The organism is Rummeliibacillus pycnus (assembly GCF_050459865.1).
Classification (GTDB): domain Bacteria; phylum Bacillota; class Bacilli; order Bacillales_A; family Planococcaceae; genus Rummeliibacillus; species Rummeliibacillus pycnus_B.
The window spans coordinates 25,693-50,207 of the sequence record NZ_JBCMNM010000034.1 but is presented as its reverse complement, the minus strand read 5'-3'; the positions used below and the strand labels follow the sequence as shown (position 1 = coordinate 50,207).

The 24,515-nt window shown below is 35.8% G+C and carries 22 protein-coding genes and 1 pseudogene; 16 read left to right on the top strand and 7 right to left on the bottom strand.

Annotated elements, in window-relative coordinates; translation table 11 throughout:
- Positions 1-545 precede the first annotated feature (545 nt).
- The 3 genes from ABE048_RS09050 (at position 546) to ABE048_RS09040 (ending at position 2,742) form a co-directional block, all read left to right on the top strand.
- The gene (locus tag ABE048_RS09050) at positions 546-869 is read left to right on the top strand and encodes an ArsR/SmtB family transcription factor (RefSeq protein ID WP_430310764.1); all 324 of its coding nucleotides are present in this window, start codon (positions 546-548) and stop codon (positions 867-869) included.
- Between the two features lie 20 nt (positions 870-889).
- Positions 890-1,849 carry a cation diffusion facilitator family transporter gene (locus tag ABE048_RS09045; RefSeq protein WP_430310762.1) on the top strand — a complete coding sequence of 320 codons (960 nt, stop codon included), beginning with the start codon at positions 890-892 and terminating at the stop codon, positions 1,847-1,849.
- Between the two features lie 176 nt (positions 1,850-2,025).
- Positions 2,026-2,742 (top strand): class I SAM-dependent methyltransferase, encoded by a 717-nt coding sequence (locus ABE048_RS09040; protein WP_430310760.1) that lies wholly within the window; start codon positions 2,026-2,028, stop codon positions 2,740-2,742.
- 458 nt (positions 2,743-3,200) lie between these two features.
- On the opposite strand, the gene ABE048_RS09035 is transcribed toward ABE048_RS09040, so the two are convergent.
- Positions 3,201-4,043 carry a DUF2268 domain-containing protein gene (locus tag ABE048_RS09035; RefSeq protein WP_430310758.1) on the bottom strand — a complete coding sequence of 281 codons (843 nt, stop codon included), beginning with the start codon at positions 4,041-4,043 and terminating at the stop codon, positions 3,201-3,203.
- 180 nt (positions 4,044-4,223) lie between these two features.
- Between ABE048_RS09035 and ABE048_RS09030 the strand changes: the two genes are divergently transcribed.
- The 4 genes from ABE048_RS09030 (at position 4,224) to ABE048_RS09015 (ending at position 8,009) form a co-directional block, all read left to right on the top strand.
- Positions 4,224-4,526 (top strand): hypothetical protein, encoded by a 303-nt coding sequence (locus ABE048_RS09030; RefSeq protein WP_430310757.1) that lies wholly within the window; start codon positions 4,224-4,226, stop codon positions 4,524-4,526.
- 496 nt (positions 4,527-5,022) lie between these two features.
- A complete protein-coding gene (locus tag ABE048_RS09025; protein ID WP_430310756.1) occupies positions 5,023-5,607 on the top strand; it encodes a TetR/AcrR family transcriptional regulator in 585 nt (194 codons plus the stop codon).
- A 31-nt stretch (positions 5,608-5,638) separates the two neighbouring features.
- Positions 5,639-7,135 (top strand): class I adenylate-forming enzyme family protein, encoded by a 1,497-nt coding sequence (locus tag ABE048_RS09020; protein WP_430310755.1) that lies wholly within the window; start codon positions 5,639-5,641, stop codon positions 7,133-7,135.
- A 31-nt stretch (positions 7,136-7,166) separates the two neighbouring features.
- Positions 7,167-8,009, top strand: a complete 843-nt coding sequence (locus ABE048_RS09015) for a 3-hydroxyacyl-CoA dehydrogenase NAD-binding domain-containing protein (protein ID WP_430310753.1) — start codon at positions 7,167-7,169, stop codon at positions 8,007-8,009.
- Between the two features lie 279 nt (positions 8,010-8,288).
- Here the strand turns inward: ABE048_RS09015 and ABE048_RS09010 are convergent, their stop codons facing one another.
- The 4 genes from ABE048_RS09010 to ABE048_RS08995 form a co-directional block, all read right to left on the bottom strand.
- Complete coding sequence (locus ABE048_RS09010; protein WP_430310752.1) at positions 8,289-8,474, bottom strand: FeoB-associated Cys-rich membrane protein; 186 nt, start codon at positions 8,472-8,474, stop codon at positions 8,289-8,291.
- Positions 8,475-8,492: 18 nt separating this feature from the next.
- Positions 8,493-10,505, bottom strand: coding sequence for a ferrous iron transport protein B (feoB, locus tag ABE048_RS09005; protein ID WP_430310751.1), 2,013 nt, complete (start codon positions 10,503-10,505; stop codon positions 8,493-8,495).
- Complete coding sequence (locus ABE048_RS09000; protein ID WP_430310749.1) at positions 10,502-10,729, bottom strand: FeoA family protein; 228 nt, start codon at positions 10,727-10,729, stop codon at positions 10,502-10,504. The genes feoB and ABE048_RS09000 overlap by 4 nt, the downstream gene beginning before the upstream one ends.
- A 209-nt stretch (positions 10,730-10,938) precedes the next feature.
- Positions 10,939-12,321: a glycine--tRNA ligase gene (locus ABE048_RS08995; RefSeq protein ID WP_430310748.1), complete on the bottom strand. Its 1,383-nt coding sequence runs from the start codon at positions 12,319-12,321 to the stop codon at positions 10,939-10,941.
- 333 nt (positions 12,322-12,654) lie between these two features.
- Between ABE048_RS08995 and ABE048_RS08990 the strand changes: the two genes are divergently transcribed.
- The 9 genes and pseudogenes from ABE048_RS08990 (at position 12,655) to ABE048_RS08950 (ending at position 22,238) form a co-directional block, all read left to right on the top strand.
- The gene (locus ABE048_RS08990; protein ID WP_430310747.1) at positions 12,655-13,293 is read left to right on the top strand and encodes a helix-turn-helix transcriptional regulator; all 639 of its coding nucleotides are present in this window, start codon (positions 12,655-12,657) and stop codon (positions 13,291-13,293) included.
- A gap of 12 nt (positions 13,294-13,305) precedes the next feature.
- Positions 13,306-14,121, top strand: coding sequence for a pyruvate, water dikinase regulatory protein (locus ABE048_RS08985; protein ID WP_430310745.1), 816 nt, complete (start codon positions 13,306-13,308; stop codon positions 14,119-14,121).
- A 230-nt stretch (positions 14,122-14,351) separates the two neighbouring features.
- Complete coding sequence (dnaG, locus tag ABE048_RS08980) at positions 14,352-16,175, top strand: DNA primase (protein WP_430310744.1); 1,824 nt, start codon at positions 14,352-14,354, stop codon at positions 16,173-16,175.
- 33 nt (positions 16,176-16,208) lie between these two features.
- Entirely contained in the window at positions 16,209-17,354 is a 1,146-nt protein-coding gene (gene rpoD / locus ABE048_RS08975; RefSeq protein ID WP_430310743.1) for an RNA polymerase sigma factor RpoD, read from the top strand.
- 90 nt (positions 17,355-17,444) lie between these two features.
- Positions 17,445-18,005: a hypothetical protein gene (locus ABE048_RS08970; protein WP_430310741.1), complete on the top strand. Its 561-nt coding sequence runs from the start codon at positions 17,445-17,447 to the stop codon at positions 18,003-18,005.
- A gap of 709 nt (positions 18,006-18,714) precedes the next feature.
- Positions 18,715-18,921 (top strand): annotated as a pseudogene (locus ABE048_RS08965) (acyl-CoA dehydrogenase family protein); the annotation flags it as partial.
- 644 nt (positions 18,922-19,565) lie between these two features.
- The gene (gene cccA / locus ABE048_RS08960) at positions 19,566-19,940 is read left to right on the top strand and encodes a cytochrome c550 (protein ID WP_430310739.1); all 375 of its coding nucleotides are present in this window, start codon (positions 19,566-19,568) and stop codon (positions 19,938-19,940) included.
- A 485-nt stretch (positions 19,941-20,425) separates the two neighbouring features.
- Positions 20,426-21,118, top strand: coding sequence for a tRNA (adenine(22)-N(1))-methyltransferase (locus tag ABE048_RS08955; RefSeq protein WP_430310737.1), 693 nt, complete (start codon positions 20,426-20,428; stop codon positions 21,116-21,118).
- 1 nt (position 21,119) lies between these two features.
- Positions 21,120-22,238, top strand: coding sequence for a Nif3-like dinuclear metal center hexameric protein (locus tag ABE048_RS08950; RefSeq protein WP_430310735.1), 1,119 nt, complete (start codon positions 21,120-21,122; stop codon positions 22,236-22,238).
- A 96-nt stretch (positions 22,239-22,334) separates the two neighbouring features.
- Here the strand turns inward: ABE048_RS08950 and ABE048_RS08945 are convergent, their stop codons facing one another.
- Positions 22,335-23,318 carry a 4-hydroxy-3-methylbut-2-enyl diphosphate reductase gene (locus ABE048_RS08945; RefSeq protein WP_430310733.1) on the bottom strand — a complete coding sequence of 328 codons (984 nt, stop codon included), beginning with the start codon at positions 23,316-23,318 and terminating at the stop codon, positions 22,335-22,337.
- Between the two features lie 78 nt (positions 23,319-23,396).
- On the bottom strand, positions 23,397-24,356 hold the full coding sequence (gene vrrA, locus ABE048_RS08940) for a VrrA/YqfQ family protein (RefSeq protein WP_430310731.1): 960 nt from the start codon (positions 24,354-24,356) through the stop codon (positions 23,397-23,399).
- Positions 24,357-24,515: the final 159 nt, after the last annotated feature.

Here is a 24,515-nt window from a genome sequence, read left to right as displayed (position 1 = left end):
CGCTTTCCCGCAGGAGTCTTCGCTAATTCCACATCAACAAAGTTAGCTATACAAAATTTTTATTATTAATTTTGATTTTTTTCCTTAATAAGCGCCTTCAACGTAGTGTTACTAAGTCAAAACTACTAGGCAAGCGTGCTAGACTTATTTAAAAAAAGAAAATGGATTAATGAGATTGATTCATTTAGATATTCAAAGATTGATGCCATATACTGATGAATAGTTCTCAATTGAGCGAAAGGCAGGCGACTCCTGCGGGAAGAGCAAGCAAATCAAGACCCCGCACGAACGAAGTGAGGAGGAGGCTTGATGCTTGCCCGCGGAAAGCGCCTGTCTGTAGCGAAATATCCAAATCAGAATAGTGAAAAGTTCATGTGCTGAAATATTCGTATTAAAAACTGGAAATTGATTTATGAAATTGATTCGCTTGATTATCTTTTAGTAATTATTTTGACATTTTTCAAATGAAGCACATATAATATGAATATATGAATAGATAATCATATATTCAATTAGTACTGTAACATTTATTGAAGGGAGCTGTTATTTTGAACGAAGAAAAAATACCGTTTGAAACTGAAGACTTAGATGAAGAAATATTATTTCTAGTTTCACAAACATTTAAAGCTATTAGTGATCCTACTCGTATTCGGATTTTAAATTTATTATGTAAAAGAGAGCATTCTGTAAATGAGATAAGTGAAACATTAAATTTAAAACAATCTACCGTGTCTCATCAATTGAGTTTTTTAAAAAATTTAAGATTAGTGAAATTCCGTCGTGAGGGAACTACACTTTATTATTCACAAGATGATGAACATGTCATGGCTATCTTACATCAAACCATTGATCATGCTAAACATAATTAGAGTAGAGGGGGAATGAGTATATGGGGCATTCACATGACGGTCATGGGCATGATCATACACATGGGGCAAACAAAAAAACTTTATTGATTGCTTTTATCATCATTACAGCTTATATGTTTGTTGAAGTTGTTGGAGGTTTTATCACAAATAGCTTGGCATTATTATCAGATGCTGGACACATGTTAAGTGATGCGATTTCGCTTGGTATAGGCGTTCTAGCATTTTCTATTAGCGAAAGGGTAGCTAATTATCAAAATACCTATGGTTATAAACGATTTGAAATTTTAGCTGCCGTATTTAATGGTGTAACATTAATTTTGATCGCAATATTTATATTTGTTGAAGCAATTCAACGCTTTGTTAATCCACCAGAAGTAGCATCAAATGGCATGTTGATTATAGCAATTATTGGACTATTAGTTAATATTCTAGTTGCATGGATCTTAATGCGAGGTGGCGATACACACGATAATTTGAATATGCGTGCAGCCTTTTTACATGTAATTAGTGATATGCTTGGTTCAGTTGGAGCTATTATAGCAGCATTGTTCATCATGTTTTTTGGCTGGGAATGGGCAGATCCTCTAGCAAGTATCATTGTCGCGGTACTTGTATTATTGAGTGGATGGCGCGTTACAAAAGATTCCGTTCATGTGTTAATGGAAGGTACGCCTTCTAATGTAGAAATAGACAATATTATTCGGACATTCCGTGAAACAGAAGGTGTCATTGACTTACATGATTTACACATTTGGACGATTACAAGTGGGCAAAACGCACTTTCTTGCCATATTGTCGTTGACGGATCATTAACCATCAAAGAGAGCCAAGATATACTTCAATCACTCGAGCATAAATTACATCATTTGGGAATTGGGCATATGACTGTTCAACTTGAAATGGATTCGCATAAACATGAAAATACAATTTTATGTAATTTGGATTCAAAACACGAGCATACTCACGACCATGAGCATTAAATCAGTTATGAATATATTGAAAAAGAATCTATCTGGAAATTATTCCGAATAGATTTTTTTTTATGATTCTCACTTGAAATGATTATATGATTTAACAGCTGCCATTAAGGTTCATTGCCTATCGATACACATCTACTACGTGCATACAATAGATGTAAAATGTGAGGGGGATATGAATGTCTAATAGCTATTTAGATTTATTGGCCTACTTTGGAATAGGCGGTGCTCATCCAGGTGGTTTTTCACTGACATTAGAAATTTTTGAAAATGAAAAAATTCAGCCACATCATCATGTGCTTGATATAGGTTGTGGTACAGGACAAACGGCAGCTTTTTTAGCAAAGAATTTTGGCTGTAAAGTGACGGCAATAGATGTAAATCAAATCATGATTGAGAAAGCAAAAAAACGTTTTGAAAATGATGGACTTGAAATCGATGTCATTTTAGGAGATGTGCAAAATATGAATATTGCAGATCATACATTCGATTTCATCATTAGTGAATCGGTTATATCCTTTACAAATATTGATAAGACACTACATGAACTATCGAGAGTATTGAAAGAAGATGGAAGCATGATCATGATTGAAATGACGGCAGAACAAATCTTATCAGAAAAATTACAAAGAAAGGTAAGTAAGCTTTATGGGATTGATAAAGTTTTAAATGAAAAAGAGTGGGTTTTACGGTTAGAACAAAATGGATTCCAGAAAATTCGAAAAATCAGCACACCTTCCATATTAGTTCCAAGTGATATAGAAGAAATGGACATATCTGAAAATATTTCGATTGATTTTTATGATTTATGGGAAGAACATATTCACTTTATTGAGCAATATGGTCATCTCATTAAGTATCGTGTATTAGAATGTCAACATGCCGCAGGAACGTAGTGAGGGTACTGAAAAAGTGTTTAAATACAAATATTAATAGTTATTAATCTGTTTTCTGCATGATGTGGAATTAGCTTCGCTTTCCGCGGGCGAACTAACGAGCCTCCTCGCTAGTGCTCCTGCATCGCTTCGCTAGCTTCGTCGCAGAGAAAATCTCGCTGTGGGGTCTCGTCTGGCTCGCTTTCCCACAGGAGTCTTCGCTAATTCCACATCAACAAATATAGCTATACAAGATATTTATATAATCTTTCATCTTTTTTTCCATTTTAAGTACCTTCAACTTAGTGCTACTAAGTCGAAGCTAGCATAGCGATGCAGAAATCAAGAAGGATACTTGCACGTGGAAAGCACCGTTTGTAGCGGAACATCCTAATCTTTATAGCGAAAAGTTAATATTTGATAATGTTCGTATTAAAAAACAGAATTGGATCTATGAAATAGATTCGATAGTAAAACCATTATTCTTTGTTAGGAAATTTCGATCCAGCTATAAGAGTGTCAGCTGATTTCTTATATAATTCATTATTTTTGAATGGACCATTTTTTTCCTGATAAGTATTCACAATTTGGTAACCGATATGATAACCAATCCATTTAGGGAGATGTCTACTTTTTTGACCATATAAAAAAGGATGATGATTGTTTAAGCCTTTCATATTTAGAGAAGGTAAAAAATGGCGCTTCCAAATATCAACAGCTTGATCAAATGGATAAAGATTTGTCCATGGTGCTAACAACTTTTCGCCATACAATTCCTTTACCGCATACTCTCCAAGGCCTTCGATGATAAGAGAATCTTTTAAAGGTGTTCTTTCGGGAGCAAGTTTGATCAGATTTATTCGGCAAACATGGTTGTATTCATGTGCAAACATGGCTTTTACTTCTTCTTTTGAGAGATCGGTAGATAAAAATAAAAAAACCGCTTCTTTATAAGCAACGCCATTTTTACGTAAATTCTTTCCAAACCCCAACATCCCTTTTTTTATCGGAAAAATATAAATTGGTACATCAGGTCCATTCCATATGTTTTTTAAGTATTGAAACTCTTTTTCTACTATTTTCCAAACGTTTTGTTTTTCGAGCTCTTTAACAACTGCCTCTATTTTATACCATTCAAATGGCCCGAATAATCCATGAATAAATAATTCATTTTGCATAGCTTGTGGATGTACTTTCGGAAATACCTTTTTTAAAGGATTACAAAGGGTTTCACATTGAATAGTAGCAAAATCTACCATTGATTTCCCACTACATTGATTCACAAATTCATATAGCCACTTTTGAGTTTGAATGACTGACAAGTACCTCATCCTTTTTTGCTTTTTATTTGTATCATATGTAGCAGTAACCGTATTGTTTTTGGAATTTTAGAAGGGTTACAACTTAAATTAATATAGACCGTTGTCCATTGGTAACAATCCGCCGCTTCATATAATAGCAAGGCATACTCGTATGTAAAAAAACTGGGAGGGGGGATAAGAATGAATCCGTCAGATGTATACAATTTATGTAGTCGTTATCACGGGAAAATGGTAAGAATTAGATGCAGAGATGGCAGTGTTCATATGGGAGAAATTACACGTGTTAATCGCGATATGGTATGGATTCGCCCACATGGGAATATGGGGGGATATGGTTTAGGATTTGGCTTTGACGGACCGGGATTCGGTTTTAATAGACCATTTTTTGGTTTCCGTAGACGTCGTGTTATTGGTGCATTCGGTATTGGTATAGCACTTGGTACAATTATTGGAATTGGTTTAGCTTCAGCATTTTTCTGGTAAGTTTACAGGAGAATTACCCATAATGTAGTTTAAGATGTAACATCCGCTTTAACACCCCTAATTTGTTTAATAAACTATATATCAATCTTCAAAGTTTGTTATTAAAGCTATTTATTTGAGAGTGTGTAATATAACCAGCGTCCGATTTATTATTTGGGGTGTTTTAAAAAAGTATAATAAACGCTTTTAAAACACCCCATATTTATATATTGCAAATATAATTACTGATTGGGAACCCCAGTTACCAGTAGTTAAGGAATTGTCCATAAGAACCATTTGGACAATTTTTTTTGTTCAAATGATATTCAATTTTCAAACAGAAACATCGCAAATTCACTTAAGGCTAATTAGATACAACAATGAACTTAGTTAGTAGTATTCAAAATTTAAACAATATCCAAAAAGTTGACATACTTAAGATGCATCATAAGTATAATAGTTCCAAAATAGAAAACTTCATATTGAATGGAGGTTATCTCACGAAAGGAGAGTCAAAATGAAGCTCTCAGAAAAAAAGTTACAAAAAAAGAAAGAAGAAATCATTTTGTCTGCTGTAAAAATTGTAAACGAAAAGGGATACCAAGGTGCAACGATGGAAGAAATTGCTGCAGAGCTTCTAATGACGAAAGGCTCACTCTATTATTATTTTAAAAACAAGGAAGATTTAATTTTCCAATGTCATGTGTTGGTTCTTGATCAAGGGATAAAAGAGTTGGAAGTAATTTTCAATAGAGAAATATCGAACGAGCAAAAGTTAAAGCTGATGATAGCTTCACATATTCGATTTGCCATTGAAAAAAAGGAAACATTTAATATGATCATTAAACCGGAAAAGACGTTTCATTCGGAGCAATTAAACCCTATTCTTCAAAAGAGAAACGAATACTCTAGTTGGTTTGATCAAGTAATTGAAGAAGGGGTAAAAGTAGGGGAATTTAAGATAAAAGAATTGAAAATTGTTCGTATGATTTTACTAGGTGCTATGAATTGGATTCAACAATGGTACAAACCAAATGGTGAAAAGAAAATTGAAGAGGTACAAGAGATTTATGAAGAGTATTTAATGAAAGTAGTTAAGTAAACCAATGTATTAAAAAAAAGGAGGAACAACAATGTCAGTTGCTGAAAAATTAGCATACCATGCAAAACAACAGCCAAATCATTTAATTACACAATTTAACGGAAGAAATACGACTTATGCAGAGTTTTATGAGCAAGCAAAACGATTAGCTGGTTATTTTCAGTTAAAAGGCTATCAAAAAGAAGATATTATTGCAGTTTACTTGAATAACTCTGATTATTTTCTTGTTTGTTATTACGCATGTCAATTAGGTGGGTTTAGTGTCATGCCAGTGAATACAAAGCTTGCAGCTCCAGAAGTAGAATATATTTTTACACATTCTGAAGCGAAAGCATTGATTTATGATACTGAAATGGAATCAATTCTAAATGAAGTGCCAGAAGCATTCACAAGATTTAAGGATTATCTACAGGTTGGTGGTAAAGATACTTTCGCAGAAGTAATAGTAGATAAATCCATCCAGTTTAAAGAACAGAAGATTGAGGATGATACAACAACGGTAGTTTTCTATACATCTGGAACAACTGGGAAGCCAAAAGGTGTCATGTTGACAGTTGGAAATGTCGAAGCAGCTGCAGAAATTTGGGGCGAATCAATGGGCTTAAATGGAGACGATCGAATGCAAATTGTCACGCCATTATTCCATTGTGCAGCAAGTCATGTATTAAGTATTCCAGTTATTTATGCTGGGGGAACCATCGTAATAGAAGAGGCTTTCTCGAAAGAATTGACGATGAATACGCTGGAACAAGAGAATATAACCATCTTTTTTGGTGTACCAGCGATGTACAGTATTTTATTGAATACACCTAGAATGAGAGAGTTACAACTACCAAATCTTCGTCTCTTTACTTATGGAGCTGCTCCAATGCCTTATGAATTAGTGAAAAAAGTAAAAACTCTTTATCCTAATGTGAAAGTTCAAAATTTATATGGACAAACTGAAAATTCTCCTGCTGCAACATCCCTACTAGACCATCAAGCACTTGAAAAAATTGGTTCAGTGGGAGCACCTCTTCCAAGAACACAAGTTCAGGTAGTTGATGAGTTTGGTAAACCATTGCCAGTTGGATTGGTAGGGGAAATCGTTGTAAAAGGTCCACAAGTGATGAAAGGATACTTGAAGAACGAAGAAGCTACCACAAGAACTTTAAAAGATGGCTGGTTATACAGTGGAGATTTGGGAAGATTTGATGAGGATGGTTTGCTTTACATTGTCGATCGGAAAAAAGACATGATTAACCGTAGTGGAGAAAATGTTTATCCAGTTGAAGTAGAGGAAGTATTGTATCAAATCCCAGAATTGTTGGAAGGCGCTGTGATAGGGATTCCACACGAAATTTACGGTGAAGTTCCAAAAGCTTTCGTTGTATTAAAAGAAGGACAACAACTATCAGAACAAGATATTATCGCTTTTTGCTCTAAACGATTAGCAAAATATAAGCTACCACATGAAGTTGAGTTGGTAGGAAGCCTTCCTCGAAATGCAAGCGGAAAAGTATTGAAGAATGTATTGCGCAACAAATAAAACTATCTATCATGATACGAGGTGCTAGAATATGAAAATGGGCGTCATAGGTTCAGGTACTATGGGAAACGGTATTGCACAAGTAATGGCAACCGCTGGTTATCAAGTTGTTTTATGTGATAATAATTCAGTAGCTCTTGAAAAGGCTAAAAATACGATTGATACGAATCTCATAAGAGTGTTTAAGAGACAAAAAAAGGATGTAAATGAAATTGGTGAAGTAATTGAGAGAATTACTTTTACCACTGACATCACAGAAATGCGAGGACAAGATTTAGTTATAGAAGCAATCATAGAAAACATTGATGCAAAAAAATCACTATTTGCAGAATTAGATAAAATATGTAAAGACAATACAATCATAGCTTCGAATACATCAGGATTAAGCATTACAGAATTAGGTGCAGTAACCAAAAGAGCAGACAAAGTAATCGGTATGCATTTTTTCAATCCGGTACCAGTGATGGGCTTAGTAGAAGTCATCCGAGGCTCTAATACATCAGATCCTACCTATGAATTTGTAATTGGATTAGTAGAATCAATCGGAAAAGAAAGTATTTCAATTTTGGATACACCGTTATTTGTAGTAAATCGAATACTTGTACCAATGATCAATGAAGCTATATTTTTGCTTAGTGAAGGAGTAGTTTCAGCGGAAGACATAGACAAAGGTATGAAGCTTGGTGCAAGCCATGCGATTGGACCTTTGGCACTTGCTGATATGATTGGTCTTGATACAATGTTATTTGTTGCCGAGACGTTATTTGAAGAGACTGGGGATCCAAAATATAGAGTTCCACCTCTTTTACGAAAACATGTACGAGCAGGTAATTTAGGTAGAAAAAGTGGTAAAGGGTTTTATGAGTATTACTAAAAATTAGATTTTAAGGTTCCATATTATTTGTTGGGGTTTCAAGTAGAAAAGTGAAGGTGATTGCCCCGACACTCCTGCCGAAATACTGGCTACCGAGCTCACGCAAAAAGCGTAATAGAATGAGGAGACTCTGTATTCGGTTGGCGGAAAGGGAGTGACATTCCTTTGTAGATATATCAAAGTATCGCCCCAAATATTTGTCATAGAAACCAATTTAAAAACTTAAAAATCCCCCATCTTACAAAAAGATGGGGGATTTAATATTAAAAGCTGATTTGCTTACGAATGTAGATTCAAATTTTGTTTCTCTTTAGGATTAATGCTTGTTAAATCACAACCAGATTGGCAGTTTTTTTTCAATTCACAAGCTGCACATTTACCTTCTTTACTTTTTTGAACATGTCGGTAGATTGTCCAACCAGCATATCCAAAAATAACGATACCAATAATTATACTTGCTGCCATTGTTCATCTTCCTTTCATTTAAAATCCTAATAATTTGCCAAATTGGTAAATGATGAACGTAATAATATAGGCTAATATTAACGCATAAATGATTGAGAAGAAGGTCCATTTGTTTGAACCCGTTTCTTTTTTTATTGTCCCAACAGTAGCCAAACATGGAATATACAATAGAATAAATACTGTAAAAGCGAATGCCGAAAGTGGCGTATAAGCTTGTGTTAATAATCCTTGTAGACTATCCATGTTCGGTGCATGATAAATAATGTTCATACTGGATACAACCACTTCTTTAGCCAAAAATCCAGTTAATAGTGATGCTCCTGCCTGCCATGTACCAAATCCTAATGGTGCAAGAATAGGAGCAAATAATCCTCCGATTATTGCTAGAAAACTATGATCCATATCAACACCAAGTCCACTAGGACCTGCGTACGAAAGCAACCAAATAATGACTGAACCACCAAAAATAAACGTACCTGCTTTACGAATAAAACCTTTACCTTTATCCCATGTGCTTCGAATCAATGTTTTTGCTTGTGGAACGCGATAAGGTGGCAGTTCCACAACAAAAATAGATGTTTCGTTTTTTAGCAATATCTTAGAAAATAATTTAGCCATTAGAAGTGCTAAAACAATACCTAAAACATAAAGAGAAAAGACAATCATCGTTTGATATTTTGCAAAAAATGCGCCAATAAATAACGCGTAAACAGGTAATCGTGCCGAGCATGACATCAATGGTGTCAATAGAATCGTAATTAAACGCTCTTTTGGTTGTTCAATTGTTCTTGCTGCCATAACACCAGGTACATTACAACCAAAACCAATAATCATTGGAATAAAAGCCTTACCGTTTAATCCGACTGCTTCCATAAGCTTATCCATTACAAGTGCTGCACGCGCCATATACCCAGAATCTTCAAGAAAAGAAATAAAGAAAAATAATATAAAGATTTGTGGAACAAACACGATTACTCCGCCAACACCAGCGACAATTCCATCTAACACTAGAGATTGAATAAATTCGGAAGTTCCCAAATTTTGGAGTAATGTAGATAACCAGGAACTCAATGGACCAGAAATAAAAGCATCAAGTAAATCTGAAAGGGGAGTCCCTAACCAATCAAATGTAAGTTTAAATATAAACAACATACATATTAGAAAGATCGGAATTCCTAAATATTTATTCGTAACAATTGAATCGATTCGATCAGTTAAAGGAATTTTATCTGAACGTTCTTTTTCAACAAATTCTTCTAAAATAGAAGAAATATAATTCTTTCTCACACTATATATCCAATGTGATAGACTTCCCACATGGTGTGAAGTCTTCACTTGACTTTCTACTTCTTCAAATAGATTATCCAATTCTTCACTGGAAGTTAAAGTATTTAAATAACTTCGTATGGTTTGGTTTCCCTCAAAAAATTGCAGTGCAAGAAAACGGTTGGGAAATTGTTGAACGTTTTGTGAAGACAAAAGAGTAAACAGCTTGTCAATTCCGTTTTCCACAGCAACTCCATAATCTAGTTTAAGTGGTTGTTGCTCCTTTGTTTCGATAGAAGAAATTTGGTCCAACATTACATTACAGCCTTTACCAGATCGAGCAACTATTGAAATAACAGGTGTTTGCAGAGCTTTCGAAAGTTTTTCTTCATTTAAAGATATACCTCTTTGCTTTGCAACGTCTGACATGTTTAATCCAATGACAATAGGTTTTCCATATTCAAGAAGTTGAATCGTTAAGATTAAATTTCGCTCTAACTGAGAGGCATCAACTATATTAACAATGCCATTAAAGGATTCTGAAATGAAAAAATTTGAAACAACACTTTCATCTTTTGAGAGTGGGCTTAATGTATAGATTCCAGGCAGATCGATGAGATGTCCTGATTTGTTTTTTAATGTGCCAACCTTTTTTTCAACGGTAACTCCGCTCCAGTTGCCGACAAATTCATAAGAACCAGTCAGATAATTAAATAATGAGGTCTTTCCTGTATTGGGGTTACCTACTAATGCAATATTCATCATGATGGTTCAATCTCAATTAGTGCTGCTTCTTGATAACGAATTCCTAAAATTTGTCCATTATGCTCAAGCATGAACGGACCATGAAATGGCATACGATTTTTAAGCATTACTTCTTCACCTTCTAATATTCCTAAATCAAGTAATCTACGTTTTACATATTTATTTAAATTTGATAAATTGATAATTACTGCTTTTTTTCCAAGTTTTAATTCATTAAGAGACATTCAAATCCCTCCAACAGTTGAGGATAGTACTTTTTATTTATTATGATAACACTTCTCAATTAGATAGTCGAGGCTATGTTTAATGAGAATTTGAATAATAGGTGAACTTGACAAAAAAAGAGAGGTGACTTGATGTCACCCCTCTAACAGGTTGTTGGTATTAACTTATCTAGTTGTAAGAGAAAAATTGGTTAGTTTAAATTTCGGTTTTAGAATGTAATATGTTTTTCAATATAGGCTTTAACATCAACGATCGGCATGCGTGTTTGTTCCATAGAGTCACGATGACGAACTGTTACTTGACCGTCTTCAACTGAATCAAAATCGTATGTGATACAGAACGGTGTACCAATTTCGTCTTGACGACGGTAGCGTTTACCGATTGATTGAGATTCATCAAAGTCTACTGGGAATGCTTTACGTAATTCAGCCCAAACATCTGTAGCTTGCTCTGATAATTTTTTAGAAAGTGGTAATACAGCAGCTTTAAATGGTGCAAGAGCAGGATGGAATCGAAGCACTGTACGTGAATCTCCGCCTTCTAATTCTTCCTCATCATATGCATCACATAAGAATGCTAATGTTACACGGTCAGCACCAAGCGATGGTTCGATACAGAATGGAACATAACGCTCGTTTGAAATTGGATCAATATAAGTAAAATCTTCACCAGAGTGTTCCATATGTCGTTTTAAGTCGAAATCTGTTCGAGATGCAACGCCCCATAGTTCACCCCAACCAAATGGGAATTTAAATTCAATATCAGTTGTAGCATTTGAATAATGAGAAAGTTCTTCATCTTCGTGATCGCGAAGACGCATAGAATCTTCATTCATGCTTAAATTTAATAACCAGTTTTTACAGAATTCTTTCCAGTAAGCATGCCATTCAAGTTCTGAACCTGGTTTGCAGAAGAATTCAAGTTCCATTTGCTCAAACTCACGTGTACGGAAAGTGAAGTTTCCTGGTGTAATTTCGTTACGGAATGATTTACCGATTTGAGCAATACCAAATGGAGTACGTTTACGCATAGAACGTTGAACGTTTTTAAAGTTTACGAAAATACCTTGTGCTGTTTCAGGTCGTAGGAAAATTTCGTTTGTAGATTCTTCAGTAACACCTTGGAATGTTTTGAACATAAGATTGAACTGACGAATTTCTGTGAAATTTTGTTCACCACAATCAGGGCAATGTACGTCATATTGATTTAAGACTTCTGCCATTTTATCGAAAGGCATACCATCAACAATAATTTCTTCACCTTTTGCAAGTGCTGCATCTTCAATTAATTTATCTGCACGGTGACGAGCTTTACAGTGCTTACAGTCAATCATCGGGTCGTTAAAGTTACCGACGTGACCAGACGCTACCCAAGTTTTTGGATTCATTAAGATGGCAGCGTCAAGACCTACATTATATTGTGATTCTTGAACGAATTTTTGCCACCATGCTTTTTTTACATTGTTTTTAAGTTCAACACCAAGTGGACCATAATCCCAAGTATTTGCTAAACCTCCGTAAATTTCAGAACCTGGGAAGACAAAGCCACGATGTTTGGCTAAGCTTACGATGCTCTCCATTGTTTTTGCCATAATAATATCCCTCCGTTAAATAATAAAGCACCCGTCTCCGGGCACAAATTTTGTACCCGGGGACGAGTGCTATTGACCCGCGGTTCCACCCCGATTGATTACCTGAAATTTCTAAGTAATCCTCTTTCAAAATGTTAGCTCCTGGCTGCCTTTTTCTGATTTCGTGTAGACTTTCACCATCTCTACTCGCTTTAAAATAGATGAAATCATACTTATTGACCGTTCATCGCTTATTCGTATTGAAGACAATTGTAACATGCGATACTTTTCTTCGCAATATATTCAAAAGTAGTATATAATAATTAGGAATTGAGTATAACACTTTTTGAGGCGGTGAGTCCAATAGAACTCAACAAACGTCAGGAAGAGATCTTAGAAATTGTAAAGGAAAATGGCCCTATTACTGGGGAACAAATAGCTGAGCGTCTTTCACTGACTAGAGCGACACTTAGACCAGATTTAGCCATTTTAACAATGGCAGGTTTTTTGGATGCTAGACCGCGTGTTGGTTATTTTTACTCAGGTAAAAAGACAAACCAAGCTGTTGTCGATAGCATGACGAACATGAAGGTGAAAGACTTTCAATCGATTCCGGTTGTAGTTTCTGAGAATGTTTCTGTATATGATGCCATTTGTCAAATGTTTTTGGAAGATGTAGGTACATTATTTGTTGTAGATCATAATTCTTATTTGACGGGTGTCCTTTCAAGAAAAGATTTACTTCGTACAAGTATAGGTAGTCAAGATTTAAATCATATTCCCGTACATATAATCATGACGAGGATGCCAAATATTGCATATTGTTTAAAAACAGACGGTTTAATTCAGGCAGCTCATAAACTTATTGAAAGACAAATAGATGCATTACCGGTAGTAATCGAACATCCAGATGGCTTCGAGGTCATAGGTCGTTTGACAAAAACAAATATTACGCGAGCGTTCCTATCGCTTGCTGAAAATCATGATTTGTGAGGTGATGCTACCATGAATAATTTATCCGTTTTTATCATTTCAGATTCTGTAGGAGAAACAGGCGATTTAGTAACAAAAGCAGCAATTAGTCAATTTAGACCGGGAATGCAGGATACTAAAATACAACGATTCCCTCATGTCGAAAGTAAGGAACAATTAACTGAAATTGTTCACTTAGCAGTTGAGCAGAATGCAATTATTGTTTACACATTAGTGAAAGAAATTATGCGCGATTTTTTACGTGACATTTGCCAAAAAAAAGAAATCCCAGCAGTAGATATAATGGGACCAATTATGGGAATGCTTGGGGATACACTACAAGTAGAACCATTAGAGGAGCCTGGATTGGTACGTAAGTTAGATGATGACTATTTCCAAAAAATAGAGGCAATTGAATTCGCCGTAAAATACGATGATGGTCGTGATCCAAGAGGATTATTAAAAGCAGATATCGTGTTGATCGGTGTGTCACGTACTTCCAAAACGCCACTTTCGCAATTTTTAGCACATAAACGATTTAAAGTAGCGAATGTGCCGCTTGTTCCTGAAGTAGAGCCACCAGAAGAATTATTCTTAGTGGATCCTAAAAAATGCTTTGGTCTTGTTATATCTCCTGAAAAACTTAATAGCATACGAAAAGAACGATTACTAGCATTAGGATTAGACGATAGTGCAAACTATGCAAGACTTGAACGCATAAATGATGAAATTGTTCATTTTAATAATGTAGTTAATCGAATTGGTTGCCAAGTAATCAATGTTACGAACAAGGCTGTAGAAGAAACAGCAAATGATATTATCCATCGTATTCAATTATCAAATCAATGATATGAGTATGAGCCCTCCTTTTCGGGGAGGTTTTTTTGTGTTTTTAAAGAAAATGACAAAAAAGTGATAGAATTTTAGTGTGAAATGATTTATAATGAAAAATTGTGGTAAAAATAATTACAAGGATTTTGCCCATAATAACGTAAATAAAAATTTTTTGTCGAAAAATGAAGGACTTTATTGTATTTATCTCGAATTGAGTATTTGAGCAAAAAAAAGTTGGTGATGAAATGGCGCAAAAAATACCTGAAGAGATTATTGAACAAATACGTTCAAAAGCGGATATTGTGGACGTAGTTGGCGACTATGTACAGTTGACAAAACGCGGAAGAAACTATTTTGGGTTGTGTCCGTTTCACGGAGAACAAACGCCTTCTTTTTCAGTTTCTACAGATAAACAAATATTCCATTGTTTTGGCTGCGGTGCTGGAGGAAGTGCCATTACATTTTTAATGGATATTGAGAATCTTTCGTTCCAAGAGGCTACTGCTAAACTTGGTGAACGTGTCGGCGTTCATGTCGATGTTTCATCAACAACGGAACATCATATTCACCCAATTTCTCCAGAAGAGGGACGTATGAAAGAAGCCCATTCTTTTGCAGCTGAATATTATCAGCACTTACTTTTAAATACAGAAGAAGGCGAGCAAGGGCTAAACTATTTGCAACAAAGAGGATTTACAAAAGAAGAGATTGAAACGAATGGGATTGGTTTTTCCCTTCCCCATTGGGATTCGTTAACTCAACTTTTAACACGAAAAGGCTTTAGCTTAGAAGAAATGGAACAATGCGGATTAATTATTAAACGAGAGGACGGTTCAGGTTATTTTGACCGTTTTAGAGGCCGCGTAATGTTCCCAATTCGTGATGAGCAAGGCAAAATCATTGCGTTCTCAGGTCGTATTCTTGACAGTGGCGGAGAAGATGCCAAGTATTTAAATAGTCCAGAATCGCCAATTTTCCATAAAGGACAAGTATTATATAACTTGGATCAAGCAAGACCAATTATACGAAAAGAACGGAATGTTGTGTTATTTGAAGGTTTTATGGATGTGCTCTCAGCAAAAAGGGCAGGCGTCTTTAACGGAGTTGCATCAATGGGTACTGCCCTTACAGTGCAACATATGACAAAGTTAAAACGTCTTTCTGATCATATAATTGTTTGCTATGATGGCGACAAGGCCGGTTGGGAAGCTGCAAGAAAAGCTGCGGAAATGTTACACGCAGAAAGATTAAACGTAGAAGTTGCAGTGCTTCCTACAGGTTTAGACCCAGATGAATATATTCAGCAATTTGGTCCAGAAGCTTTTAAAGAGAAAGTAATAAGTGAACCTCAAAGTTATGTCGCATTCATGCTGATGTATGCAAGACGTAACAAAAATTTCCAATATCAAAATGACATATTGCAATATGTAGATGAGGCTTTGAATTATTTAGTTGAAGGAATTTCGCCTATTGAAAAAGAATTATATATCAAACAGATATCAATGGACACGAATATTTCGGAAGAAACTTTACAAATGCAATTACGTCAAAAAGAAGCGCAGGTTGCAAAAGGCTCTAAACGTTTTGAACAACAAATGCAACCCAAAACTGAACAAATTACTCTTCCAAAGAAAAAAGTCACAGCGATTGATCGTGCAGAAAGACTTCTCTTAGCACATATGTTACACAACATTGACGCTGTAGATAGAATTCGCCAGGAAGAGAACACAAATCCCTTTGCACGGGATGATTACATGGCAATCTATATCCACCTTATCGGTTTTTATGAAGAACATCAAAAGGCAGATTATCAGCGATTTGCTGAAGTCATAGGTGATAGAGAGTTACGAAAAATCATCATGGAAGCTGCTCTTGTAGAGCGTGATCCGAATCATGCTGAAGAGGAAATTTCTGATTGCTTGAAACAAGTAAAGAAATTTAGAATCGAACAACAAATACAAGACAAAAACCATGCTATAAAAGAAGCGGAGAAAATGCATGATTTAAGAAGTGCATTGCAGCTTTCACAAGAAGTTATTGATTTAAAGAAATCACTATTAAGAGTGTAATTAGATAGTGATTGTTAGAAGGAGGAAACACCTGTGGCGGACCAGTCAAAACGTTCAAACGAAGAAAATGAAGTAAAAGAAGTAGAACTTGAACATACATTAGAAGAAACAAAAAAATTCTTACTAGATATAGGTAAGAAAAACGGTGAATTATCATATGCGGAAATTGCTGATAAATTGCAAACCTATGAAATGGAAGCTGACGCAGTGGAAGAATTCATTGAAAAACTTGAATCTAATGGTATTGAATTAGGTGGCAAAGATGGCGATGAAGAAAATTTGGATCGCCTACTTAAAGGTAAGGAAGATGAAACGTTTGACTTGAATGATTTAAGTGTTCCACCAGGCGTCAAAATAAATGACCCGGTTCGTATGTATCTAAAAGAAATCGGTCGTGTTGATTTATTAAGTGCAAAGGAAGAAATTGCACTTGCTGAACGAATTGAACAAGGTGACGATGAAGCCCGTAAACGTTTAGCTGAAGCAAACTTACGTCTGGTAGTAAGTATTGCAAAACGTTACGTAGGACGTGGTATGCTATTCCTTGATTTAATTCAAGAAGGTAATATGGGGCTTATTAAGGCTGTTGAAAAATTTGATTACCGCAAAGGGTTCAAATTCTCAACATATGCTACTTGGTGGATTCGTCAAGCGATAACTCGTGCGATCGCAGACCAAGCTCGTACGATTCGTATTCCCGTTCATATGGTTGAAACAATCAATAAGTTAATTCGTGTTCAACGTCAATTACTTCAAGATTTAGGTCGCGAACCAACTCCTGAAGAAATCGGTGAAGAAATGGATTTAGCTCCAGAAAAAGTTAGAGAAATCCTTAAAATTGCTCAAGAACCCGTTTCATTGGAAACGCCTATTGGTGAGGAAGATGATTCGCACTTAGGCGATTTCATCGAAGACTCAGAAGCACAATCACCATCAGATCATGCAGCTTATGAACTTTTAAAAGAACAATTAGAAGATGTCCTAGATACTTTAACAGATCGTGAAGAAAATGTACTTCGTTTACGTTTTGGTTTAGATGATGGACGTACTCGTACTCTTGAAGAGGTAGGAAAAGTATTTGGTGTGACAAGAGAACGTATTCGCCAAATTGAAGCGAAAGCTCTAAGAAAATTGCGCCACCCTTCTCGTAGTAAACGATTAAAAGACTTTTTAGAATAGGAAAAAGGACACCCCGAAAAGGGGTGTCTTTTTTAATTGAATAAGGTAAAATTATGGGTGAAAACGGTTTCTGAAGCTGGGGGTATTTAAATGAACAGTCAAAAGAAAGAAGTAATCCTAAATGAAATCTTATTCTGGAAAAAAAACAAACTATTACCTGAACACTATTGTGATTTTCTTATAACATTATATTCTCAGGGTGAAGAAGTAAAGGATCAAACAAGATTGGAAGTCAGCGCTACAAATTCCATATTAGCTTCCACAAGAAATAATTGGAAAATACTACTTTCATCTATTGCTACCGCTGTTTTAATAATTACATTATTTGTATTAAAAGCACCATTTGTTCTTATACCAGTGATATTAAGCATTAGTGCAATTATCGGTATCTTAATATTTATTTTTAAATATACAAACAATAAAACAATTATAACTACCTTTTCCTATGCAACAGTAGCATTGTTAATCTTAAGTGTCTCTATTAAATTCGTTAATCTTTTTTCAGATGTTAAAATGTCCATACTTTATGGAGTACTTGTCGGAAATTGTCTATTATGGTTGATTTTTGGTAAGTTGTTGAATTTGATTTATTTTAAAATTTCAGGAGTAGTCGGATTATTGATAATAATTTTTTATATGATATTTTATTGAGTCGATTTCATTATGCAAATTTCATAAAAAATATACGAACATTTAATGCTATCCAATTTTTTTCATTGTGGAGCGAAGACGTCGATTCCTCGAAAATGCATTCGAATTTCAAGCTTGAGTTGAAAGCCCTGCATGAACGCAGTAAGAGTCCTGAAAAAGTGTTTCAATACAAATATTAATAGTATTAATCTGGTTTCTTATGATGTGGAATTAGCTTCGCTTTCCGCGGGCGAGCGTTGAGCCTCCTCGCTAGTGCTCCTGCATCGCTTCGCTAGCTTCGTCGCAAAGAAAATCTCGCTGTGGGGTATCGTCTGGCTTGCATTCCCGCAGGAGTCTTCGCTAATTTCACATCAACAAAGATAGCTATCCAAGATTTTATTGTGAATTTTATTTGTTTTTACTTATTCAGTGCACTCAAAGTCGTGCTACTAAGTCGAAGTGTGCTACGCGATGCAGACTTCATCGAGGAGACTGAAGCCAAATCCGTGGAAAGCACCATCTGTAGCGAAACTTCCAATCTGAACATTGGAAATTTAATGTTTGAAATGTTCGTATTTAATAATTGAAATTAGATTTATGAAACTGATTCTATTGGAAGCTATTGATAAAAATAGCTTCTTTTTTTATTTTGAAACGAAATTAATTTATATAGTTTTTTGAAAGCAAATTCAATTAGAGAGATTTAGTTGAATTTAGTTCTGAGGATAAGCAAAAAATGTTGCAGATGATGAAAGAATTCGTTGATGAAGAAGTAGCACCTCGAACAGTTGAAAGAGTTCGTACGAAGCAGTTTCCAAAAAGAAATTTTGAACATTTAGGTGAAATGGGAATAATGGAATTGCATTTTGAAGAAACTTATAGTGAGGCAGGTGTAATCACAATTAGTTTTGCAATCATTACAGAAGAATTAAGTTGAACTTGTGTATCGACAGGAATTACGATACTGCTCATTATTAAATTGGGAGGTGCTCCACTCCAATTATTAAGAACATAAAAAAATTCCTAACACCTATTTGTACAGGAGGTTCTTAAGGTCCATTTGGTTTAACAGAGCCTAACGAAGGTTCTGATGCCGGAGGGAATGTAACTACGACAAAAATTGAAAATGATGTATAGAAAATTACTGGAAGTAAAGTCTATATAACAAAGGCAAGCACAAGCACAGAACTTATTTACAGGATGTGCAAGTTCCAAAAAAGTATTTATTGGGTATAGAAGATCAAGGATTTAAACTAGGAATAATCCCAAGAAAAATCATTTACGAAAGTGGCCTCAATGACAAAATTGAGATAGAGATGTTAATCTCTAATCTTGGTAAATAATGAGGGGGTACTTAAGGGGTGAAAATTTGTTGGAAATTGGAGAAGGTGCCTCTAAAGTCAATAGAATGGCAATAGTTAGACAAATTAGGTGTTAATGTACCGAATGTGTCAAATTTGACACAAAAAAGCGAAAACTTGTACTGAAGGTCTTTTCGTTTTTCCAGTAATGAAGTACAATATTAAGTGTTGACTGATTCTATTTATAGAAATAGATTGAACTTATGAGGGAGGTAATTTGATGAAAAAGAATCCTATTATTCCGTATATTTTAATCATGGCATTCGGTTTAGGTTTAATCTTCTTCATGTCTATTGACGGAGCAGATAAAAAAGCCGAAATCGCAAAAGGCGGAAAAGAAGCAAAAACTGAACAAACAGCTGGTAAAGGTGAAACAGCAGGTGCTGCAGATCCAGAAGCTATTGCAAAACAAAAATGTATCTCTTGTCACGGTGATAACCTTAAAGGTAATGTAGGTCCAAACTTACATGGTACAGGTTTATCTGAAGCTCAAGCTAAAGAAATCCTTACTAAAGGTAAAGGCGGAATGCCTGCTGGACTAGTTTCAGGTGCTGAACTTGACGCTATGGCTAAATATATCTCTGAATTAAAATAATTAATTCTTATATATTTTCCAAACCCTTATCCTCGATTGGATAAGGGTTTTTCTGTGCCCAATTGATGTGAATATGGTTTAGAAACTGATCACTTTTTGAGTCTATACAAATTGTGATTATCACACAATTTGAGAGAGCTGAAGTAGAAAAGTGGAGGTGAATTACCCCGATATTCTGCAGGAAAAACGAATGCCGAGAACCTGCAGAGAGCGAAAATTCTTTTACTCTGCAAAAGGAGTTTTCTGCGACGAAGCTAGCCAAGCGATGCAGGAGCAAAGATTTCGAAAGCGAAGGTTCGGCAATCGATCGGCAGATAGAGGAAGGGAGGGGGTATTCACCTGAACAGATTCGTTAGAATACTTCAATCAATTCCCGATAATATACGCAGAACCATAAATGTAAATCATGTGTTGGAAAACATCAATTTTCTATGAAAAAACATCAATTTTCGATACAATACTACAAGGAAGGAGTGCACGAATCTATGAATGCACAAAAATTATCAAAGCGCCTTGAAAAAGTGGCGTCATTTGTACCACGAAATGCAATTGTCGCTGATATAGGTAGCGATCACGCATACTTACCATGCTATCTAGTTTTAAATAACCTTGTAACAGGTGCAATTGCTGGTGAAGTGGTAAAGGGACCTTATGAATCAGCATGTCATGAAGTACAACAAGAAGGATTACAAAAGCAAATTACAGTACGTCTAGCGAATGGGCTACAAGCAATAGAAAAAGAAGACCATGTAACTGCTATCACAATCGCAGGAATGGGTGGACCATTAATTTCATCTATTTTAGAAAAAGATCCAGAACGATTAACAGGCGTAGAACGATTAATATTACAACCGAATATTCATGCGATAGCTATTCGTGAATGGGCAATACAACATAACTGGAAAATCATTGATGAAGCAATCTTAAAAGAAGACGACAAAATTTATGAAGTATTAGTACTTGAACTTGGCAAAGAATCGCTAACCGAAAGTCAACTTTTACTAGGTCCCGTATTAATGCAACAACAAAATGATGTATTCAAAGAAAAATGGAACCGTGAAATAACACAATGGCAGCATGTTTTAAAAGCACTCGAAAAAGCAGAACAATCGGATGAAATTATCAAAAAGGTGGAAGAATTGCATCATCGTATTGAAATGGTTAAGGAGGTTCTATAATTTGAAGCAAACAAATGGACAACAGATTATCCAGATTTTTGAATCCTGGTCTCCGAAGAAAATTGCGGCAATGGATGGAGATCCTATTGGCTTAGCAATTGGTACTTTAAATAAACCAGTTTCAAAAGTATTAGTCACTTTAGATGTAAATGAAGCTGTTGTAGATGAAGCAATTGAAAATAATTGCGAATTAATCATTGCTCATCATCCACCTATCTTTCGAAAACTGGCAAATCTACGTACGGATTCTCCACAGGGTCAACTACTTGAAAAATGTATCAAAAATGATATCGCTGTCTATGCTGCACATACAAATTTGGATGTTGCAGAAGGTGGGGTAAATGACCTTCTAGCAGAAGCATTGCAATTGAAAAATTGTGAAGTACTTGTACCAACTTTTTCTGAAAAAATGTATAAGCTAGCAGTTTTCGTTCCTGAAGACCATGCAGATGAGTTACGCCAAGTTTTAGCAGGTGCTGGTGCTGGACAAATAGGTGACTATGATTCATGTAGTTATACTATTTCTGGGAAAGGGAGATTTAGAGCATTAGAAGGAGCACAACCGTTTACTGGAGAAATTGGTAAGTTGCATACAGAGCCAGAAGTGAAAATAGAGGTAATTGTTGCAGAATCAAATAAAAATAAAGTGTTGCGCTCCATGCTTAATCATCATCCATATGAAGAACCTGCATTTGATTTATTTGCACTAGAAACACCTGCAAAAGAAATGGGTTTAGGACGAATTGGTACAGTAAACACTATGACTTTAAAAGAATTCGCAGAGCATGTAAAGACATCTTTAAATGCACCAAAGGTTCGAGTTGTGGGTGATATAAATTCGAAAGTTTCAAAAATAGCTGTACTTGGTGGTGATGGAAATAAATACATCTACGCTGCAAAAAGAGCAGGTGCTGATGTATTTGTAACAGGAGATATGTATTTTCATGTCGCTCAAGATGCTGAAAGTATGGGATTACATATAGTTGATCCAGGTCATCATGTAGAAAGCATAATGAAAGTTGGCGTAACAGAAAAAATGACGTTCCTTTGTGCTGAGCGAAAAATTGATTGCACGTTTATTCCTTCAAAACTTTCAACAGAACCATTCCAATTTATCTAATATACATGTAAAAAGAGCGTCTAATTAGTTTGAACCAATTAGACGCTCTTGTTATTTTTCACTTTTTATTTGTTTAAGAAAATGCAAAGTTATATTCTATTTTTCTGTTAAATTATAAGGTAAGATTTTCTCAACTGGTTTTGGTTGTTTTATCTTAGGTAAAATCTTTTCTAAAGTAACAGTACGAGATAAATCGTGGGTGGATGGATCATTTGGATCAAACTGTTCTAAAAATTTGATAACCTCTTTAACAATTGGTGTTGGCGTTGAAGCACCAGCAGTTACACCGACTTTTTCAATTCCATCAAGCCATTCTAATTTCAGCTCAGATAAATCTGCGATACGATGAGATGTCGTGTGTGCGATTTCTTCAGAGACTTGCGTTAAACGGTTAGAGTTATTACTTTTTGGATCTCCGACAACGATAAGTAAATCAGCATCACCAGCTTGATTTGCAACTGCTTCTTGTCGAACTTGAGTTGCTAAACAGATTTCTTTATGAACTTCAATATTTGGGAATTTTTCTTCTAAACGATCCATTAAATGAGAAACGTCCCATTGGCTCATGGTTGTTTGATTTGTAACAAGTAGTTTATCACGTTGAAGTTGCAAGTGATCAATGTCTTCAATACTTTGCACAAGATGAACATGCCCTGGAGCAACACCAATAGCACCCTCTGGCTCCGGATGCCCTTTTTTACCGATATAAATAATATCGTAGCCTTGTGCAGACTTTTCTTCAATTAAATCATGCGTTACTGTCACATCAGGACAGGTTGCATCTATTGCAATTAATCCTTTTTTACGTGCTAATTCACGAACTTCAGGTGAAACACCATGAGCGGTGAAAATGACTGTACCTTTATCTACATTTTTTAAAATATCTAAGCGGTTTTTACCGTCTAATGTGATGATGCCATCTTGTTCGAATGCATCGGTTACGTGTTTGTTGTGAACAATCATACCAAGAATATAGATTGGTCTTGGTAATGTTTTGTCTAAGGCCGCATTGCGTGCGATGACCATTGCATCAACAACGCCGTAGCAGTAACCTCGTGGTGTGATTTTTATGACTTCCATGATTCGAACTCCTTTCAATGCTCGCTACGTTTATTATAACGGACTCCTTATTTGAATACAAAATAATCGTTTAGTTTGTTAGAAAGGAGGTTGGAATATGCGAGGTTTCGAAGGCCGAGTTTGTTGTGTAAATGCTTGTGGTTTTGGTTGCTGTTGCTGTGGTTGTTGCTGTGTTCTATTTCTGCCAAATTTAAATTTAAATGGACCTCTTGATTGTCTTCCTCCATCCTGAGAAGGATCAGCAGGTGAGTTTGTGTTTGCATTAGGTATTGACTGAAAGCCTTTATACATTCGGTAAAGTGCAGGGAGATTTTGGAACATAGGTGTGAATTGCTTTACCATTGGAGTAAATTTCTGTGCAGTATTAAATAATTGATCAGCAGTATTTAAATATTGTTCTATTTTAGCGAAGCCAAAGGCGTTTCCGGCACCACCAGCCGCATTTACAGCTTCCGCCGCACCAGCCATATTACCTGCTGCATTAGCCGCTCTTGCCGCACCGCCAAAACCAGCACCTCTAGCAAATGCTCTTGCAGAACCAGCCGCGTTCCCTGCTGCGTCAGCGACTCTTCCAGCACTATTAAAATTATTTATACCCCTTGCAAGCGATTGAGCCGCACTTGCAAAATTACCTGGACCTCTAGGAATAGCTTGAGTGGGACCAGCAAAATTACCTGGGCCCCTCGGAATAGCTTGAGCGGGACCGGCAAAATTACCTGGGCCCCTCGGAATAGCCTGAGCGGGACCAGTAAAATTACCTGAACCTCTAGGAATAGCTTGAGCAGGACCAGCAAAATTACCTGGACCTCTAGGAATAGCTTGAGCAGGACCAGCAAAATTACCTGGACCTCTAGGAATAGCTTGAGTAGGACCAGCAAAATTACCTGGACCCCTAGGAATATCTTGAGGGGGACCAGCAAAATTACCAAATCTTCCTGGTGAAGGAAAAGGCATCGGACGCATCATTTGTTGCATAGGATATGGATTAAAACTTCCTTGGTAAGAGTTACCATAAGGGAAATAGGATTGGTAAACCATAAGATTCTCCTTTCATTTTGTAAAAATAATCTAATTAAGTATGACTTCACACAGGTGAAGGGCATCCTATCTAGGATTATTAGTTGAACAATTCTGTCCTTTTAAATAAATGATTTCACATCATTTTCCTCGATTTTTTTACTAAAGACTTGAAACAAG

Bases quoted from the DNA above. Each gene is read 5' to 3' on its own strand.
- ABE048_RS08945 (WP_430310733.1), bottom strand. From the start codon at position 23,318: ATGGAAGTCATAAAAATCACACCACGAGGTTACTGCTACGGCGTTGTT.
- ABE048_RS09040 (WP_430310760.1), top strand. From the start codon at position 2,026: ATGTCTAATAGCTATTTAGATTTATTGGCCTACTTTGGAATAGGCGGT.
- ABE048_RS09045 (WP_430310762.1), top strand. From the start codon at position 890: ATGGGGCATTCACATGACGGTCATGGGCATGATCATACACATGGGGCA.
- ABE048_RS08995 (WP_430310748.1), bottom strand. From the start codon at position 12,321: ATGGCAAAAACAATGGAGAGCATCGTAAGCTTAGCCAAACATCGTGGC.
- ABE048_RS09020 (WP_430310755.1), top strand. From the start codon at position 5,639: ATGTCAGTTGCTGAAAAATTAGCATACCATGCAAAACAACAGCCAAAT.
- ABE048_RS08955 (WP_430310737.1), top strand. From the start codon at position 20,426: ATGAATGCACAAAAATTATCAAAGCGCCTTGAAAAAGTGGCGTCATTT.
- ABE048_RS09030 (WP_430310757.1), top strand. From the start codon at position 4,224: ATGAATCCGTCAGATGTATACAATTTATGTAGTCGTTATCACGGGAAA.
- feoB (WP_430310751.1), bottom strand. From the start codon at position 10,505: ATGATGAATATTGCATTAGTAGGTAACCCCAATACAGGAAAGACCTCA.
- ABE048_RS09015 (WP_430310753.1), top strand. From the start codon at position 7,167: ATGAAAATGGGCGTCATAGGTTCAGGTACTATGGGAAACGGTATTGCA.
- vrrA (WP_430310731.1), bottom strand. From the start codon at position 24,356: ATGGTTTACCAATCCTATTTCCCTTATGGTAACTCTTACCAAGGAAGT.
- ABE048_RS08985 (WP_430310745.1), top strand. From the start codon at position 13,306: ATGAATAATTTATCCGTTTTTATCATTTCAGATTCTGTAGGAGAAACA.
- ABE048_RS09025 (WP_430310756.1), top strand. From the start codon at position 5,023: ATGAAGCTCTCAGAAAAAAAGTTACAAAAAAAGAAAGAAGAAATCATT.
- ABE048_RS09000 (WP_430310749.1), bottom strand. From the start codon at position 10,729: ATGTCTCTTAATGAATTAAAACTTGGAAAAAAAGCAGTAATTATCAAT.
- ABE048_RS08970 (WP_430310741.1), top strand. From the start codon at position 17,445: ATGAACAGTCAAAAGAAAGAAGTAATCCTAAATGAAATCTTATTCTGG.
- cccA (WP_430310739.1), top strand. From the start codon at position 19,566: ATGAAAAAGAATCCTATTATTCCGTATATTTTAATCATGGCATTCGGT.
- dnaG (WP_430310744.1), top strand. From the start codon at position 14,352: ATGGCGCAAAAAATACCTGAAGAGATTATTGAACAAATACGTTCAAAA.
- ABE048_RS09010 (WP_430310752.1), bottom strand. From the start codon at position 8,474: ATGGCAGCAAGTATAATTATTGGTATCGTTATTTTTGGATATGCTGGT.